Source organism: Fibrobacter sp. UWB10 (genome assembly GCF_900182935.1).
GTDB classification, from domain to species: Bacteria; Fibrobacterota; Fibrobacteria; order Fibrobacterales; family Fibrobacteraceae; genus Fibrobacter; species Fibrobacter succinogenes_O.
Genome location: NZ_FXUE01000002.1, coordinates 811,733 through 828,995, shown reverse-complemented (window position 1 = coordinate 828,995; position 17,263 = coordinate 811,733). Strand labels below are relative to the sequence as shown.

12 protein-coding genes and 1 pseudogene are annotated in these 17,263 nt (G+C 49.2%); 9 read left to right on the top strand and 4 right to left on the bottom strand.

Annotated elements, in window-relative coordinates; all coding sequences use genetic code 11:
• Nucleotides 1-299 precede the first annotated feature (299 nt).
• Together QOL41_RS08055 and QOL41_RS08050 are read left to right on the top strand one after the other, a co-directional pair.
• Complete coding sequence (locus QOL41_RS08055) at nucleotides 300-545, top strand: type II toxin-antitoxin system prevent-host-death family antitoxin (protein ID WP_283429339.1); 246 nt, start codon at nucleotides 300-302, stop codon at nucleotides 543-545.
• Nucleotides 546-860: a type II toxin-antitoxin system RelE/ParE family toxin gene (locus tag QOL41_RS08050; RefSeq protein WP_283429338.1), complete on the top strand. Its 315-nt coding sequence runs from the start codon at nucleotides 546-548 to the stop codon at nucleotides 858-860.
• 101 nt (nucleotides 861-961) lie between these two features.
• On the opposite strand, the gene QOL41_RS14190 is transcribed toward QOL41_RS08050, so the two are convergent.
• Both QOL41_RS14190 and QOL41_RS14185 read right to left on the bottom strand, forming a co-directional pair.
• Nucleotides 962-1,603 (bottom strand): carbohydrate-binding protein, encoded by a 642-nt coding sequence (locus tag QOL41_RS14190; protein ID WP_349362400.1) that lies wholly within the window; start codon nucleotides 1,601-1,603, stop codon nucleotides 962-964.
• 165 nt (nucleotides 1,604-1,768) lie between these two features.
• Nucleotides 1,769-3,070, bottom strand: a pseudogene (locus QOL41_RS14185) (family 43 glycosylhydrolase); the annotation flags it as partial.
• A 315-nt stretch (nucleotides 3,071-3,385) separates the two neighbouring features.
• Between QOL41_RS14185 and QOL41_RS08040 the strand changes: the two are divergent.
• Nucleotides 3,386-3,769, top strand: a complete 384-nt coding sequence (locus QOL41_RS08040; protein ID WP_283429336.1) for a hypothetical protein — start codon at nucleotides 3,386-3,388, stop codon at nucleotides 3,767-3,769.
• Between the two features lie 145 nt (nucleotides 3,770-3,914).
• On the opposite strand, the gene QOL41_RS08035 is transcribed toward QOL41_RS08040, so the two are convergent.
• Complete coding sequence (locus QOL41_RS08035) at nucleotides 3,915-5,066, bottom strand: FISUMP domain-containing protein (protein WP_283429335.1); 1,152 nt, start codon at nucleotides 5,064-5,066, stop codon at nucleotides 3,915-3,917.
• A 113-nt stretch (nucleotides 5,067-5,179) separates the two neighbouring features.
• Here QOL41_RS08035 and QOL41_RS08030 point away from each other — a divergent pair, with 113 nt between their 5' ends.
• Nucleotides 5,180-6,226 carry a virulence RhuM family protein gene (locus QOL41_RS08030; RefSeq protein WP_283429334.1) on the top strand — a complete coding sequence of 349 codons (1,047 nt, stop codon included), beginning with the start codon at nucleotides 5,180-5,182 and terminating at the stop codon, nucleotides 6,224-6,226.
• Between the two features lie 34 nt (nucleotides 6,227-6,260).
• On the opposite strand, the gene grpE is transcribed toward QOL41_RS08030, so the two are convergent.
• Nucleotides 6,261-6,914 (bottom strand): nucleotide exchange factor GrpE, encoded by a 654-nt coding sequence (grpE, locus tag QOL41_RS08025; RefSeq protein ID WP_283429333.1) that lies wholly within the window; start codon nucleotides 6,912-6,914, stop codon nucleotides 6,261-6,263.
• Between the two features lie 218 nt (nucleotides 6,915-7,132).
• Here grpE and QOL41_RS08020 point away from each other — a divergent pair, with 218 nt between their 5' ends.
• The 5 genes from QOL41_RS08020 (at nucleotide 7,133) to QOL41_RS08000 (ending at nucleotide 17,151) form a co-directional block, all read left to right on the top strand.
• Nucleotides 7,133-7,669: a hypothetical protein gene (locus tag QOL41_RS08020; protein WP_283429332.1), complete on the top strand. Its 537-nt coding sequence runs from the start codon at nucleotides 7,133-7,135 to the stop codon at nucleotides 7,667-7,669.
• A 157-nt stretch (nucleotides 7,670-7,826) separates the two neighbouring features.
• Complete coding sequence (locus QOL41_RS08015; protein ID WP_283429331.1) at nucleotides 7,827-11,255, top strand: MFS transporter; 3,429 nt, start codon at nucleotides 7,827-7,829, stop codon at nucleotides 11,253-11,255.
• 85 nt (nucleotides 11,256-11,340) lie between these two features.
• Nucleotides 11,341-12,300, top strand: coding sequence for a hypothetical protein (locus QOL41_RS08010; protein ID WP_283429330.1), 960 nt, complete (start codon nucleotides 11,341-11,343; stop codon nucleotides 12,298-12,300).
• A gap of 137 nt (nucleotides 12,301-12,437) precedes the next feature.
• A complete protein-coding gene (locus tag QOL41_RS08005; protein WP_283429329.1) occupies nucleotides 12,438-14,744 on the top strand; it encodes a T9SS type A sorting domain-containing protein in 2,307 nt (768 codons plus the stop codon).
• A gap of 157 nt (nucleotides 14,745-14,901) precedes the next feature.
• Nucleotides 14,902-17,151: a DUF6055 domain-containing protein gene (locus tag QOL41_RS08000; protein ID WP_283429328.1), complete on the top strand. Its 2,250-nt coding sequence runs from the start codon at nucleotides 14,902-14,904 to the stop codon at nucleotides 17,149-17,151.
• Nucleotides 17,152-17,263: the final 112 nt, after the last annotated feature.

Here is a 17,263-nt window from a genome sequence, read left to right as displayed (position 1 = left end):
CCGTGCCAAATGCTAATAACTGGCAAAAAACGGCCATTTTGTTTCGTTCTGAAACAAGAAAAGCCCCTAAATCGGGGCAAAAAAGGCGTGTTTCATATTAAAACGCTCTGTGTAGGAGGGGAGGGGGAAGCCTCCCCCTGGTTCGCACTCCGTCGCTCTCCACCCCCTCGCCTAAGGGGACACCCCTTAAAAACCCCGGCCCTTCAAAAAATATTGCACAAAAGCAATCTTTTTTATTTTACTACAAATTCTTCTTGTAATTTTACTTAAAATTATGTATATTTATGATGGAGGTTGTTATGCCCTGTATTTTACCTGTTTCAGACTTGCGCAATTACAATGAAGTGCTACAGAAGGTGTCCGAGGATGCTCCGGTTTTTTTGACGAAAAACGGCAGGGGGTGCTACGTCGTCATCGATATCAACGAATACGAACGGATGGTTGCCGAACTCAAGTTGAAGCACTCCCTTGAAGAAGGCGAACGCTCCGCAGAGCAGAATGGCTGGATGATGGCCGCCGATGTCCGAAAGAAATACGAGGTCTAGATGGCCGCAATCGTATTTTCGCCAAAGGCAAGCGAAGATCTGGACAACATCAAGGAATACATCGAGAAAGAATTAAAGAGTCCCATTGCTGCAAACAATAGGATTATTGAAATTCTTGATGCGATTGATCAGTTGGCCATTTTTCCGGAACTTGGACCTTCCTTGAAGGGAATAGTAAAAACACTTGCTCGCTATAGATATTTGTCTGTCGCGAACAGTATTGTCTTTTATAGAATTGAACTTGACAAGGTATTGATAATCCGTATTCTCGGAAGCAAGATGGATTATTTGAAAAATTTGGGAATAATTTGCTAAGTTCAAAAATACATTAAACATTGACGCTAAAAACCCCGGCCTTCTTTACGAGAGGTCGGGGTATTTTAAAGTATGGGGGAGGCGGATTGTCTCGCGGGAACTTATTCCCCGACTTGCAATTTCAAAGTCTTTCCAGCAGGGTTGCGGACGACGTAGACGCCACTCCCGAAGCCGGCGGTCTTGAGTCCGGCCTTGAGGTCCGTCAGCGTCGCGCCGGCGTTCAGGCGGATGTTCCCGAGTTCGGAGCCCATCAGGTCGAATACCTTGTAGCTGCCCGCGGCCCTCGCGAAAGCGTTTGCCACGCCCGCGGCTCCGGCGGCGATTTTCGGCACGATGCCCGTGGTTCCGTTCCTGATGTCCTCGGCGCTGCCTTCGCTTTCACCAAAGGCAATCCAGTCGAGGTTCACGTAGTCACTTGTCACCATCACCTTGAGCACGTGTTCGCCCGTGGTGAGTTCCTTGGTGGTCGTGCCCTTGAAGGTGCCGTAGGTGTCGAAATCCCCGGTGCCCGTGAGCGCGAGCGTGTCGGTAATCGGCTCGTCGTCCATGAACAGGCGCACGCCCGTGTTGTCCATGCCGCTTGCGTAGCTCAGTTCAAAGGGAAGCTTCCCGCCGGCCTGCACGTTCACGGTGTATTCGAGCCATTCGCCCTTCTGCGTGTAGCCCACGGCAAATCCGTCGCCGTTCTTCACGATGTCCACGCGGTCTTCGCGGTATTCGCCGCCCTGGTTCTTGGTGTCCATGTCGTAGTAAGCCTTGCCCGCACCGCCCACATCGTAGTTCTCGAAGTCGATGAAGTTGGCCGTGCCCTCGACCTTCGCGCCCACAACCGGCAAATTGCATTTTGCCTCGGGGTCGTTGAGTTTCGCCTTGCAGAACGGCCCCTGAGGAACTGCGGTCTTGCTGTCTTCAAATTCCCAGTAATCGGCTTCGAAATCACCTGCGAACATGAAGAATACATCATGCTTGCCAACTGCACCTTCGGCAGGCACGGTCACCAGACCGTCCTTACTGAATTCAGCCTTGGCAACCACGGGGCCATCCACCTTGTCCAGGCGAACCGTAACGGAGGATGCCCTCTTAACGCTCAAAACGGAAGCCGAGAAGGATTCTGCGCCGGCGTCACCGAATTCCACGCCGCTAATCTTGGTGTACTTGCCTTCGGTAAGGTTGGTGAGAACCGTATTGCCGGCAGCACCGCTCTTACGGACCCTCACTTCTTCGCCCCACGACATGGTTTCCGCTTCCACGCGCTTGTACGGGTCAAAATCTTCCAGCTGGGCCACACCATTATCCGGCCACCACTCAATCTTCTGGATGGTTCCGTCGGCATTATACTTCATCTCGGCAACGCCAACAGAACGGCGTTCCTTGTGCTGGAACTTAAGGCCCATTTTATCGGATTTCTGGTGCCAAAGCTGGTAATGATGGCCAAAAACGTATGATTTCCCCTTGTAATCCACAATTCCCGGGTGGTTTCCATTACTGCGGGAGGAATGAGGCATAATGTCGCCCTTGTAGGTCCAGGGGCCCGTGGGGGAGTCGCTCATGGCGTAACCGATGCCTTCGGCACAGCAGGTGGAAGCAAAAGCCATATAGTAATGTTTATCGTGCTTGTAGAGCCAAGGGCCTTCCTGGTAATCCTTGATCTTGGGGTAGGTAACAATATTGCCGGAAGTACTGATCATGTCTTCGTTAAGCTTGATCATATAGAGGTCGGGATTTCCCCAGTACAAATAGGCCTGGCCGTCATCATCCACCCATACGGTGGGGTCGATGTCGTTCCAATGTTGCCGCTGCCAAACCAAGGCCTTGTTCAGAGGTTCCTTGAAGGGGCCGTAGGGACTATCTGCCACCAAGACGGAAATGCCGTTGCCGTGAATGGGGACGTACATGTACCATTTGCCATTGCGAAACACAACCTGCTCGGCCCAAGCGCCATTGGTCTTAGTACTCCACTGGATATCGTTCAGGGAGGCCACAGCCCCGTGGCTAGTCCAGTTGACCATGTCTGTAGACGTGTGTAACAGCCAGTCGTACATGACGAACCCTTCGGCATTGTCCTCGTCGTGGGTCGTGTACAGGTAAACCGTATCCCCATGGACATAGGGCGCCGGGTCACACGTGTAGTTGGTTGTAATGATTGGTTGCTGGGCAAAGGCCATTCCAGCCAAAGCCAATACAGAAGTAACGGATAAAATATTTTTCATCTTAATCTCCAAACATGTTTTACACCAGAGATAAAGATATATCGCGAAAAGCCCCGCGGAACGCCCCGGGATTAACTTATCATTGACATTTTTACAAAGGTGGGGGAAGGCTCCCCCTGCTTGCAGCCTTGCCCTTGTGTCATCCTGAGCGGAACGCAGTGGAGTCGAAGGATCTAGACTGAACCAGGGCAAGTCTTCCAGCACCCCCTCGAACGGGCGCTCAATCGCCGCGCCCGTAACGCCTTGGGCTACAAATGCCCACGGCTCCAGAGCTAAGCTCGCCTCGCTCACATGGCCTCGGCCTTCGGCCGACGAATGTTCGCTCGACGACTTATCTTCTTCCGCCTTAGGGCATTCATTTCCGGTTGTCTTGCCGCACTTGCCAATAGCCACTTGCAGCTTTGCTGCTTAGTGGATATGGTCCTCGGAACGGGGAAGCCGGCACCTCCTTTCCCCGCCCGCGTCATGCCGATGGAAATCGGCATCAGCTTTTCATGTCCGAAAAAAGCGCTCCGGCTCAGCCTGCTCCGCACGCTCGCATGGCCTCGGGCTTCGCCCGACGAATGTTCGCTTAGCGGCCAGGCATTCGCCGTCGCTTTAGTGCAGACGCGGTTCAAGAGCTTCAGTAACGTGCAAGTGAGTGTCGCGACAAAACGCTTGCGTTTTGGCATGACCGAACGCAGCCGTAGACGCCTTTAGGCGTCCATTTTGTAGTTCTTGCGGGTGGAATTTTTCTTGTTGTTCTTGATGTTCTTCTTGGACATAATAACTCCCAATGGCATTCCCCCCAGGAATGCCTAGTTTTTTGTTTTTTATTTAAAATTTTACAGTTTGAAAGTGATGGTTATTCAACCATTACACAACGGACGGAAAATCCATGGGTCTTGTAAGTACTTTGCGTTCCTATTTTAGTCGAAGTACGACCCTGATACCCAACAAATGATGTATTATTCCCTATAGATCCTTCCTGTGGATAATGCCAATATGTAGATTCATTCAATCGTTCAAAAGAATAATCCCAATTATATCCAGCACCGACAAGACTGTAACCAGTTGTATTATACCCACCAAAGCCAAAGGAAGAACGTACGCCCTCAACGCCATGCGTATTTCCGTTACTGTTGACAATGATGTAGAAATCATTATATGTCAGCAAGCGCCAACCTTCAGGACATACACCTTGATGATTGGGCTTTATCGAATCGGCACAACTCTTACTATTGCATTCGAACGGCAATTGCATCATTTCAGCCCACTGATAGAGGCCTCCATAATAAAGGCAATTTAAAGTATCATTATCATAGCAGTAACGTTCTATTTTTGAATCATCTTTTTGGTCCTTATAACCACGAACCATTTCACCAACATTCAAGTTTTCCACCATCGCGTAAATAGTCGCAGCCTCTCCCGTGGTATCCTTACCTTCAAACTTCAAATATTTGTATGTGCGATTGTTTCTTTTATCCGTAAATTCAAGACACCCACCAAAGGCATTACAACTAAACGGCCACCATTCTTCTTCTGTGCCCCAAGGGTTCTGTTTACTACTACTCGACTTCACCGTTTCAGAAGAGGTAACGCTACTACTCGAAGCCACAACACTCGAAGAAGACTGCTTAACTTCTTCACTGCTGCTCGACTTCGGCGTTACACTGGAAGAAGACTTCACAGCGCTGCTGCTAGATTCTTCTTTTTTGACGGAAGAACTACTCTTATCGCCACTGACGGAGCTAGAAGAATTCTTGGTAGTTGTTGAGGAACTAGATTCCTTCACATTCTTCTCGCTAGAAGAAGACTTGCCCTTATCGGCGCTCTTTTGCGAGCTAGAAGAATTTTTGGAAATTTTTTCACTGCTAGAACTTGCGTCATCGCAATCATCGCTCTGTTCCTCGCACTGGCGGGGTTCCGGCGAAACAGAAGAAGAGGATTCATCGCCACATGCTGCTAGCAGGGCTAGGAGAATGGACAGAGCCAAAGCGTTTGCAAAAATCTTCACAGAAGACCTCCGGTAACCTCAAAAATCTACACCCATAATTTAGTTTATTTTCACACAAATTGTCCTCTCCGGCTATTGACGGCGGCGTTCAATTTATATATATTAGTGTTCAAATGAGCAAAAATGGTCAAAAAATCAATCCCGTGTCTATCCGCAGTTCCGCTGCAGAATACTTGACTTATGTGGCTGCTGTGGGCGGTTCCGAACAGAGCGTTGAAATGCGTTACGAAGACGAAAACGTATGGCTCACGCAAAAAATGATGGCAGAACTGTACGGGGTTAGCGTTCCGGCAATAAATCAGCATATCAAGAACATTCTCGAAGATGGGGAATTAGCAGAAGATTCAGTTATTAAGAAATACTTAATAACTGCTGGCGATGGGAAAAATTACCAGGCGAATCACTACAACCTCCAGATGATTATTGCCGTGGGGTTCAAGGTCAACAACGAGCGGGCGGTGCAGTTCCGCAAGTGGGCGGGGCAAATTGTCAAGGATTACACCATCCAGGGCTGGGTCATGGACAAGGAGCGGCTCAAGAATTTCGGGACAATCCTTACCGAAGACTATTTCGAGCGGCAATTGGAAGCCATTCGAGAAATCCGCGTGTCGGAGCGACGCTTTTACCAGAAGGTGACTGATATCTATTCGACTGCGCTAGATTACGATCCCTCTGCAAAAATCACCCGGGATTTTTTCAAGAAGGTCCAAAACAAACTCCATTGGGCGATTCACGGCCATACGGCGGCGGAACTCATTGTAGAACGGGCTGACAGCCAAAAGGAGCACATGGGGTTGAAGACCTGGGCGGCATCTCCAAAGGGCAAAATTCTTCAGTCCGACGTAATTGTCGCAAAGAATTATCTTGAAGAAGATGAACTCAAGGCCCTGGAGCTGATTGTCTCGGGTTATCTGGATTTTGCAGAAATGCAGGCCGCAAGGCACATTCCCATGACGATGGAAGACTGGGCGAGGCACCTTGACCGCATTCTTGAGGCTACGGAGCACGAACTTTTGACAAACGCGGGTAAGATTTCGATGGAAGTGGCCCACGCCATTACGGAATGGGAAAAATATCGCGTGGTTCAGGATAAGCTTTTCCACAGCGATTTCGACTACTTTTTGGAATTGCACGAAAAAATGGCACAGTACAAAGCGTAACTGTGCCTAAAAAGCGGGGGAGTGTCGCGCAGGTTTATTTTCCGGAAGAGACGATGACCTTCGCGGTCTTGAGAATCTTGTTCTTGAGTTTGTAGCCCTTTTGGAACACGGTGACCACGTGGCCTTCGGGCACGGTCTCGCTGGGCTGCTGCATCAGGGCTTCGTGCATGTTCGGGTCGAATTCTGCGCCGGTCGGGTCGATTTGCTCGAGGCCCGCGTCGGTCAAAATCTTTGCGAACTGGTTGTAGATCATCTGCATGCCCTTCTCGAAGGCTTCCAAATCCTGGGCCTTGTTTTCGCTGGCGAAGGCGCGCTCGAAGTTGTCCTGCACTTCGGAGAGTTTTTCCAGGAGTTTGCCGTTCGCGGTCTCGATGAGTTCGAGCTGTTCCTTGGCGGTGCGGCGGCGGTAGTTGTCGAATTCGGCCATCAGGCGCAGGTTGCGGTCAGTGGCATCGGCCAGCTGCTGCTTCAGAACTTCTTCAGCAGAGGGAGCGGCTTCGGCAGGTTCTGCCGGTTTTTCTGCAGCTTCAGCGGGTTGCTCGGCGGCTTCAGCCTGGGCGTCAGATGTGTCGGCCTTGTTGGCTTCGGCTTCCATTTTCATGGCTTCTTCGGCGGCCTTGAGCACGTCTTGTTCGAATTTTGCCTTTTCTTCTGCGGTCGGTTCCTGCTGATTCAAATCTTCTGCCATTTCTAAAAAATCCTTTTAAAATGCCTCACATTGATATGGCGGGGCGCTGTTTTACATTTTTCGCCCTATATTTAGCAATTTTCATGCCAAGTGCAAAGATTAGAAAGTTGTTTTGTTTTGAAACATACAACGACTTTTTTACAATTATTTGAACAGAAATGCTTTTTCTTGAAAAAAGAGTATATCTTTGTAAACATAAATTAAAAGAAAGGTTCCTTATGAGTACAGAAACACCGAATCGCGGTCCGAATCCGGCCCAAATGAAGGCCGTCGGCTTGAAAATTTCGTTTATGATGGCTTTGTGGATGAGCTTTACGCTCAGTATTTTTGGCACTGCTACGGCAGAACGCCCCGCTGGAATGCCGCTTGCTCCGATTATTATTGGCTGGTTCGGTAGCTTTATTTTGAGCTTTGTGGTGAGTTTCGGTATCGGTTTTGTGGTGCCCATGGGCAAGGTGAATGCCGCTCTTGGCCAAAAATTGCACCTGACGCCGCATAAAATCACGACTCACGCCATCGAAACCTTCGTTTCTAACCTGATTTATACACCGCTCATGACCGCCGTCATGGTGACTTTTGCCTATTTCGTGCTCATGCCGCCCGACCATAAGCCGCCTTATTTGCCCATGTTCGTGGGTTCGCAGATAGCCTGTTTCATATTCGGCTATATCATGATTTTTATCGCAATGCCCTTTATCGCCAAAAAAGCCTTCAAATCGGCTGGAATCGGCATGCCGCCCAAGCCTCAGCAATGAGATAAACTTTTAGTTACATAGTTAACTTGCAAATAGATTATTTCGGATATTCCCCGGTTGGTTATACCGGGGATTTTTTTAAATTTCCTTCAAAAGTTTTATTCATCCTTTTTGTAAGGTTACACTATAAAGGATTACATTTTTCGGAAGGTTTAATATGTGGAAAACTAAGGGCGCGATTCGCTACTTTTTGTCCATCCTTGCGATGACCTTTGTTCAGATGGGTGTGTTCATTTACGCCCAGAAGATTTTGTCCGGGTCTTTCACCAACGTAGAATCGGGGCAGACATGGCAAGCGTTCATGCTGCAAATTTTCTTCCTCGCTCCGTACATCTTGATGGTTTTCTTTGCGGGCTTTTTCACCAATAAATTCTCGAAGAACAAGGTGCTTGCCTGGTCGGCGCTGTTCATGACGGTATTCGTGATTGCGCAGGCTGTGCTCGTTTCTTGCAATTGCCCGCGCGTGGCATTCTGGCTGTCTATTGGCTTGAGCTGTGGTTTTGCAGTGCATAGTGCCGCCAAATACGGTATTCTAAAGGAAATGTTCGGCGTTCGCAACCTGAGCTTTGCGAATGCGTTTTTGCAGATTTTTGGTCTGGGTGGCATTATTTGCGCCTCTTGGCTTGCCGTGGTGGGCGTGAACCTGATTAACCTGGAATCGCTGCATTCTTATGCGGCCGTGAATTTCATTACCAGCAAATCGATTGTGATTCCTTGGATTTTGACCGGTGTTGCCATTCTCGGTACGGTGGCAAGCTTCTTGGTGCCCAAGGTCAAGTACGAAAACCCGAATGTGAATATTGAAAACGTCAAGAAGCACTTGAGCCTGGGTTGGCGCGTGCCGACCCTCCGTGCTTCGATTATCGCGCTTTCGATGTTCTGGGCCTTGGCTCAGGTGTTCGTGCTCATGTATCAGGACGTTTCGGGCTCCCACGATATCAATACGATTCAAAATTACCTGGCCTTTGCGATTGCTGGTTTGATGGTGGGCTCCATTATTGCCGCCACCAAGTCCCGCGATTTTATCGAAACAGGCTTTATCCCGATGGGCATGATTGGCGTGTCCGTGTGCATGTTCCTGGTGCCGTTCTTTGTGCATCCGGTGGCTCTTGTGGTGCTTTATTCATTGACCGGTGTGTTCGGAGGCCTGTTCTTGGTGCCGGTGAACGCCCTGTTGCAATATAATACGCGCCCGAATAACTCCGGCTCGGTACTTGCACTTGCAAACATGATTCAGGCAATCGTGCTGATTGTATTCCTGTTCTTGTTCTCGGCTTTGGTCCATTATACCGATATTGAGCCCCAGCGTTATTTCCTTGGTATCGCCGTCATTTCGATGCTCGTGTTCGTATGGACGATTTCGAACTTGCCGCAGGCATTGCTCCGTTCGATGCTGAAGCTCGTGTTCAACCGCTACAAAATCCGTGTTTTGGGCGTGCAGAACATTCCGAACGAAGGTCCGGTGCTCTTGGTGGGTAACCATCATAGCTTTGTTGACTGGGCTATGTTGCAGATGGCATCTCCGCGTGCCCTTTGCATTGCAAGCAACAAGGACCACTTCGAAAAATGGTATTTGCGTGCGGTGTTGAAGCGCTTAGGCATGATCCGTATCGACAATAACAACCCCAAAGAGGCTATGGACAAGATCCATGAAGCACTCTTGGCGGGCAAGGCCGTGGTGATTTTCCCGACGGGCGAGGTGTCCAAGTCCCCGCACGTGGAACCGTTCACTATTGACTATTCGGCGGCTGTGGACGATACCCATGCCATGATTATTCCGTTCTATATTCAGGGTCTGTGGGGAACGAACTATAGCTACAGCGGCTCTGACATGTACGGTGCCTCTGCTGACCGTGCGGTAACGGTTGCTTTTGGTAAGGCTATTCCGGCCAATACTCCTCCTAACGAAGTTCGTGCCATTATCCGTAGAATTTCGATTGATGCTTGGAAGTACGCCGTCAAGTTCGTACGCCCAATTGCGGCCTCTTGGATTCGTACTTGCAAGCGCTACGTGAAGCATGGTCCGGCTATTTATAATACTGATGGCGGTCACTTCTCGGGTTACAAGCTCATGGGTGCCGTAATGGCGTTCCGCGGGCTTTTGAAGAAAAAGCTGGGTAAGGACGAACAGAATATCGGCATTATGCTCCCGCCGAGCCCCGCTGGCGTGATTGTGAACCTGGTGCTCTGGGTCATGGGCAAGACCAACGTGAACCTGAACTATACCTCGTCTGTCGATAACGTCAAGTTCTGCTGCGAACGTGCCGATGTGAAAACGGTGATTTCGAGCAAGCAGTTTGTCCAGAAGTTGAAGGGCCGCGGTAACGACTATTCTCAAATTGCCTCGGACAAGGTGCGCATTCTTTATGCCGAAGACTTGATGAAGGAAATCCCGAAGGCAAAGATTGCCGCCCTGTTGGTGCTTTGCATTCTGTTCCCGGCTTGGTTGATTACCTTCTTGTTCTGCAAGCGTACAAGCATCGACGACACGGCTGTAATCGTGTTCAGTTCCGGTTCCGAAGGTACGCCGAAGGGGGTACTCCTTTCTCACCGCAACTTGATGGGTAACATTCAGCAGCTCGCTTGTATCTTGAATGTGAGCCGTGGCGACGTGATGCTTTCGGAACTCCCGCTGTTCCATAGCTTTGGCCTGACGGTCACGACGCTCTTGAACCTGACTGAAGGTTGCCCGATTGTGGCTGTGGCTGACCCGACCGACGTGAAGACCATGGCCCGCGTTTGCTCGGAATTCCATGTGACCTGTATGGTGGCAACCCCGACCTTCTTGCGCGCCTTTACGGTGAGCCGTTACGTGCACCCGTTGGTGTTTAAGTATGTGCGTGTGATTATTGCCGGTGCCGAAGCCTTGCGCCCGGAACTTGCTACTGCTTTCCGCCTCAAGTTCGGTAAGGAAATCTACGAAGGATACGGTTGTACTGAAACCGCCCCGGTAGCCTCGGTGAATACCGAAAATACCTTGCATAACGACTACATGACGCTCCAGGTGAACAACAAGCCTGGTACCGTGGGCCCGGCTCTTCCGGGTACGCAGTTCCTGATTGTGGACCCCGAAACGAACATTCCGTTGCCGACAGGCGAGGCGGGCATGATTTTGATCGGTGGCTGCCAGGTGATGCAGGGCTACTTGAAGGACCAGGAACGTACCGACAGCGTGATCGTGAAAATCGACGGCATTCGTTACTACCGTACCGGCGACAAGGGCTACCTCGACGAAGACGGATTCTTGACAATTGTTGACCGCTACAGCCGTTTTGCAAAGCTCGGCGGCGAAATGATCAGCCTCGGTGCCGTTGAAAAGAAGATTCAGGATACGCCTGTCTTGGAAGGTTGCGATTACCTGATTACGACCATTCCGGACTCTGCGAAGGGCGAAAAGATTGTGCTCCTGTACCAGGGCGAAAAAGACCCGAAGGACGTGCTTTCGGAACTTCGCGCAAGCGGATTCCCGCCGATTATGCTCCCGGCGCTCGCTTTCAAGGTCGAAAAGGTACCGAAACTCGGTACTGGTAAGGCCGACTTTACGACCGCCAAGAAGGTCGCTAGGGAACTCGCGGGTGTAAAATAAATGTGCAATGTGTAATGAGTAATGGATAATTTTGTAATTTAACATTGCACATTTCACATCACACATTTTACATCGACATTCGCTTATGAGAAAAGAACAGAAAAACAAAGGTTTGACTCCGGTACGCACGGCACGAGTAATTTCGTCGCTGATTGCCCTTGTTGGCATGGTATTCTTGTTCTTGGAACGAGCGCTTGCTGCAGTGCTGGAAATGGCTACCGAAGGCATTCAGCTTGGCCTTACGCGCTATGACAGTTTTACAGGCCGAATGGCGCTCCAGAACTTTGCCGAAGACCGTCAGCTGTTCAAAATGCTTCAAGACGCTCAGGAGTTGCTCCCTTCGGTTGATTCTGTCTTGTCATTTATCTTGTTTATAGCAATCCTGTTGCTTGCTATTGCTTTGGTTGGGCTTGCAATGCCCAAGTCTTTTGTCCATGTTCTTGTGGCCATCAAGCTCCTGAAATGGGATGGTTATGGTGTCGAAGAAAATGGCGAAGACGTTTCTTTCCGTGAATTGCTGAACAATATTGGTGAAGTTCCGCTCAAAAAGCTGGCTATTCCGGTTGTGACCATTATCGTCTTGGTTGGCGGTTTCGCAGGAATTCGCAGTTGCCAAGAATCGGCTAAAATTGCAAATGTAGAAGCGGCAGTCGAAGATTTGGAACAGCATACTTTGGACTATATTAAGGCACAAAAGGCCTATTTTGCCAGAGCAAAGAAGGTCGGTGGCCCCAAGGCATTGCAGTTGCCGGATACTTCTTCTACAGAATTCTTTGAATACAAAATTACCGGAGCCAGGTTTAGTGCATTTTCAAGAGTGCCTATCGAAGGCTGCCCTGCAGGGACCAAATGGAGTATTTATTCCGAGGCCAAGGGGGTATTTACCCCGGATCTCGCTCTCTACAGACAACCACCCAAGATTCCGGCCTGTATAAATATTACGCCTAATTACAAGAATATCGGTCGCCCAGAAAAGAAAAAGGTCGAAGACCCGAAGGCAACCGATTCCAAAGATTCTACCGCAAAAACCCAAAAGGCAAAATAGGTAGAAAGACGTAATTTTGCCTGTTGAACAAAACTCAGTGACAAATTGTTTAATTTCGTATACAAGAGCTCGTTTTAGCTAAACGAGCTTATATTTATTTATAGCGCCCATGTGGGTGTGTTGTTTGGGAAAAATGTATGAAAGTCAATCATGGTATAAATTTTGCCATGGCGGTATTTTGCGCAGGTGCAGTAAGCGCGAACGCCGCCATTGAATGGGTAAACCAGTGCGCAAGTAACGGATTTACGCAAATTGCAGAATCGGATCATTTTGAGGTCTGTAAAAAGCCCACGACCGATGACGGCCAGGCGAATAACGTCTCTATTCCGAATTCGGATGCCCAGGGCGTTCTTCAGTCGCTTGAGAAGGTTTATTCCTTCTATATAGATTCGCTCGGTTGGATGTTGCCGTTCCCGAAGAGCGCCGACAAAAAGCTTAAAAGCAACATTTACGTGTACGATAATTCCGTGATGGCGGCCCTTTATGGCGGCCAGGATTTCGTTAAAGACTTGAATGGCGAATATGGCCCGGGCATGTGGGTCGGCGTGGGTTCGCTAAAAGATTATTGGGGTACCTCCCACGAATTTGCACACGGCCTGCAGGGCGTTGCGGGCTGGCTCGGCAACAACAGCCATGCGGGTTGGATGGCGGAAAGCCATGCAAACTGGATGGCGCACCAATATAATCCAGATGACGCCCACTGCGCGGAATATTTAATCAATTACCCGTACCTGTATTACGGTTCCACGCGCGACCGTTATTGCAACTGGCAATTCCTGGAACACCTCAAGGAGGAATTTGGTGGAGGCAACAAGGGCGCGCACGAAGTCAACCGCATTTGGATGGAATCGATTCGCGATGGGGAAGATGGCCGCATGGAACAGACCCCGTTTACCGCGATGATGATGGTTTACGGCTGGTCGCTCGATAGCTTGAATGCGCAATTTGGCAAATTCGCCATGAAGAATGCGACGCTTGAATATGCGCCTGCAAAAAAGGCCTTGTACAAAAAATCTTGGGGCGACTACGGGTTTGCCACCCGTCGCACGGCCTCGGGCTGGGGCGACCTGTACCGCAGACACCCGCGCGTGACTATGCTGAACAAGATGGAATGCGCGGCGGGTAAGGAATGCGCAGACCATTACATTTCGCCGAGCTACTGGGCGCCGCAGCGCTGGGGCTACAATTTGGTGCGAATCTATCCGGATTCTGCCGGCAAGGTTACGATCAAGTTCCGCGGCATTGTGCAGGATAAGCCAGCTGTTAGCGGTTACCCATGCTTTGGCGACAATACGGACTACTACAAGGGCAAAACCTACAAATGGTGCAATTACGCGCCCGACAAGCTGCCGGACCCGGCCTCGGGCTGGACAGTCGGGCTAGTCGCGGAGGGCGCGGACGGAACGCCCCGTTACAGCGAAATGAAGCATGGAACCGCCTTCAATCTCGACATCGAGACGAAGGCTGGTGACAAGGCTTTGTGGCTTGCCGTGACGGCGACTCCGACTGAAATGCAGACGATTTTGTGGGACCAGTTCTACTACAGCATCTATCGCTATCCGTACATGATCGAAGTCGTAAACGGGGCGCCCGAAGGCTACAACAGGGGTTTCTGGAAGCCCTTAAATGCTAGCAGTTACAGCAAGCATGCAAACGGGGGCGGCCTCGTGAGCGGTAAAGCGAATGTGGCCGCGACCGCCTACGTGGGGCCCGATGCCGTCGTAAATGGCGGGACCGTGTCCGGCAATGCCCGCATCGAAGACTTCGCGGTCGTAGACGGCGGCACCATCAGCGGGAATGCCGTTGTCCGCGGACGCGCGCTCGTGACTGCGGGAACCGTCGGCGACGATGCCGTGCTCGAAGAAGACGCCTGGCTCGTTAGCGGAAGCATTACCGGCAAAGCGAAGGTCGGCGCGCTCTCAATTATTGCGGGCAGCACCACCGTGACCGACAACGCCCAAGTTTATGGCGTTATGTGGGCCGTTACCGACAAAAAGCTTTCTGGCACGGCACAGCTCCGCGGCGACCTCGAAAACAACTTCACCAAGGAAATTTCCAAGGGAATTTTCTACGGCATGGTCGACGACGGCATGCTGAATAATGCAAGCTACGGCGCAAACCTCACCACACCTCCGACCGATGCAACCGCAAGCATCGAGAAGGCTACTTGGTATGCAATCAAGGAAGATTCTACAGGCGTAATCACTCGAATTACGAATGATTCACCCAATCGCAATCTTGGTGTATACAAGACTGACAATGTGTTACAACTCCAGCTTCCTCAAGGAACGCGAAGCGTTGCCATTACAGACTATCAAGGGCGCATTCTCTTAATGCAACAGGGGAGTCCGTCAACAATGTCTATCGCCAAGTTCCCGCAAGGAATTTATTATGTTATCGTAAGAACGGAAAAGGGAAAACTTACCAAACGTTTCGTTAAATAGGACAAATTAATTAAGTTATTGATAAGGTCATCTTTCACAAGATGGCCTTTATTTTATTTTGATTATACAAAACTTGTCTTCAATCGTTTAAGTACAAAATAGAGTATATTGCTTCTATTCCCTTTGGGAATGGTCCCTTGAGGGAATAGGAGTCATCATGAAGAAAACAATTGCGATAGGAATCGCACTTTTAGGCGGCCTTGCGTGCACCGAGGCTACGACTTGGACATCTGTGTGCCCTACAAAAGGATATCGGCAAATTAATTCGTCCGATCATTTTGCTGTTTGCATATACGATGGATATTACAATGGAATCTATAATTCGATAAACGTAGATTCTGCTCAGGTTCAAAGAACACTAAACATTCTTGAGAGTACATTTCATTTTTATCATGATTCATTAAAATGGATGCTTCCGCAACCGAGTAATGCAAACAACAAAATAAAGAACAATGTGTATATTCTAAACGATGAAATCATCAATTATCTTTATGGAGGTCGAGACGGAGACGCTTGTGATGACAATGGTGAGTGTTCGGCCGGCATTTGGGCAGGAGAAAGCCAAATATATGCCTATATGGAACTTGCGCATGAGTATGCTCATGGATTGCAAAGCTTTGCAGGTGATATAGGAGATGGTAGCTTTGCAGGGTGGATTGTTGAATCCCATGCAAACTGGACGATGCATCAGCATTTTTCAGATAGGGTTCCTAATGGATCCGAGCAATTGATTGATTTCCCTTATATCTATTATGGTTCTTCGATAGACCAGTACAACAACTGGCATTTTTTGGAACATCTAAAAGAAAAATTTGGCGGTGGAGTTGCTGGTGCTCGAGTGGTGAACAAAATATGGACCGATTCTCCCAAAGGGGTAGTTGACCAAACGCCGTTTGATGCGATGCTTGCTGTTTTTGACAACTGGACGCTTGATTCTTTGAACGACGAATTCGGACGTTTCGCCATGAGACAGGCAACTCTTGAATATGAGAAAACTCACAAAAAAATGTACCGAGAAAAATGGGGCGACTACGAGTTTTCGACACGGCGTAGTACAGATTCTTTAAGAAAGGCGAATTCTCATGCCCGCGTCACGATGCTCAATAGGATTGACTCTGCAGACAACCGTTACATTTCGCCGAGCTATTGGGCGCCGCAGCGCTGGGGCTATAACCTTGTGCGTATTTACCCCGATAGCGTGGGACGCGTAAAGGTCAAGTTCCGCGGTATCGTTCAAGATGAGAAGGTCGTTGATGGCTACGATTGTTTTGATAGGCACGATGTGAACGGAGTTCATTGGTGCAAATATTCCCCGGATCAAGTGCCAAATCCCGCTTCGGGCTGGAGAGTTGGCCTGATTGCAGAAGGTGCCGATGGTACACCGCGTTATAGCGAAATGAAGGCTGGTACGGCATTCAATCTTGATATTGAAACCAAAGCTGACGATAAGGCCCTGTGGCTTGCTGTTGCCGCTACACCGACTGAAATGCACAAAATTCTGTTTGACCAATTCTACTACAGCATTTATCGCTATCCGTACATGATTCAAATCAATAACGGCAAGCCTGAAGGTTACAACAAGAACTTCTGGGTGCCTGCCGATACAACCAATTACAGAAGGCATGAAAATGGTGGCGGTTTCGTAAGTAACACAGCTTATGTTGCGCCCTCTGTATACGTTGGCCCGAATGCCGTAGTGAATGGCGGTAAGATGATTGGAAATGTACGCATTGAAGACTTCGCAGTAGTTGATGGCGGTACATTTGATGGAAATGTTATTGTTCGCGATCGAGCCTTTATTTCAGCGGGTTACTTTAGAGAAAACGCTGTAATCGAAGACGATGCCTGGATCGTAAGCGGTAACATTCGCGGAAATGCGAAAATTGGCGCTCTTTCGGTAATTAAGAACAGCAAAATTAAAGACGATGCCAAGATTTACACCGTATTTGTGCCGTTGGATAATATGAATGTTTCCGGAACGGCGCAGCTGCTTGGCGATTTTGAACCTGATCCGTATGAACCGATGAAGGATTATACCAAGGGCGTTTTCTATGGCAACATTGATACCAACAAGGTGAATAATGACAATTTCGGTGCCAATCGTACAGAACCCATGGTTGAAGTTACTGCAAGTATCGAAAATGCCGAATGGTACAGAATCTACGAAGATTACTATAGGGTACAAAAGCCCATTATCGCATCGATTTCGCCTGCGCAGAATACCAACTTGAAGGCTACAGACGAAACGTTCCAAGTCTTTGACTTAAAGGGCAAACGTCTCGGCTCTGTCAATATGACCCAGGGTGTATCTTTGAACGAAACTCTCCGTGCAGCCGGTTTCAACAGCGGTTTGTACCTGGTTCGCGGCAAAAACACCCATAAAATGCATCGCATAAACGTTCGCTAGGCATAAAGCATAGCCGATTAAAGAGGGAGGATTTATCCTCCCTTTAATTTTATGATTTTGCACAAATGCAAACTCCATTTTTCATTTGCATTTATTATCTTGGTATTGTTTG

Coding starts and splice junctions, on each gene's coding strand:
- QOL41_RS08005 (WP_283429329.1), top strand. CDS start 12,438: ATGAAAGTCAATCATGGTATAAATTTTGCCATGGCGGTATTTTGCGCA.
- QOL41_RS14190 (WP_349362400.1), bottom strand. CDS start 1,603: ATGGACACCAAGAACCAGGGCGGCGAATACCGCGAAGACCGCGTGGAC.
- QOL41_RS08015 (WP_283429331.1), top strand. CDS start 7,827: ATGTGGAAAACTAAGGGCGCGATTCGCTACTTTTTGTCCATCCTTGCG.
- QOL41_RS08055 (WP_283429339.1), top strand. CDS start 300: ATGCCCTGTATTTTACCTGTTTCAGACTTGCGCAATTACAATGAAGTG.
- QOL41_RS08050 (WP_283429338.1), top strand. CDS start 546: ATGGCCGCAATCGTATTTTCGCCAAAGGCAAGCGAAGATCTGGACAAC.
- QOL41_RS08000 (WP_283429328.1), top strand. CDS start 14,902: ATGAAGAAAACAATTGCGATAGGAATCGCACTTTTAGGCGGCCTTGCG.
- grpE (WP_283429333.1), bottom strand. CDS start 6,914: ATGGCAGAAGATTTGAATCAGCAGGAACCGACCGCAGAAGAAAAGGCA.
- QOL41_RS08010 (WP_283429330.1), top strand. CDS start 11,341: ATGAGAAAAGAACAGAAAAACAAAGGTTTGACTCCGGTACGCACGGCA.
- QOL41_RS08040 (WP_283429336.1), top strand. CDS start 3,386: ATGTTCGCTCGACGACTTATCTTCTTCCGCCTTAGGGCATTCATTTCC.
- QOL41_RS08030 (WP_283429334.1), top strand. CDS start 5,180: ATGAGCAAAAATGGTCAAAAAATCAATCCCGTGTCTATCCGCAGTTCC.
- QOL41_RS08020 (WP_283429332.1), top strand. CDS start 7,133: ATGAGTACAGAAACACCGAATCGCGGTCCGAATCCGGCCCAAATGAAG.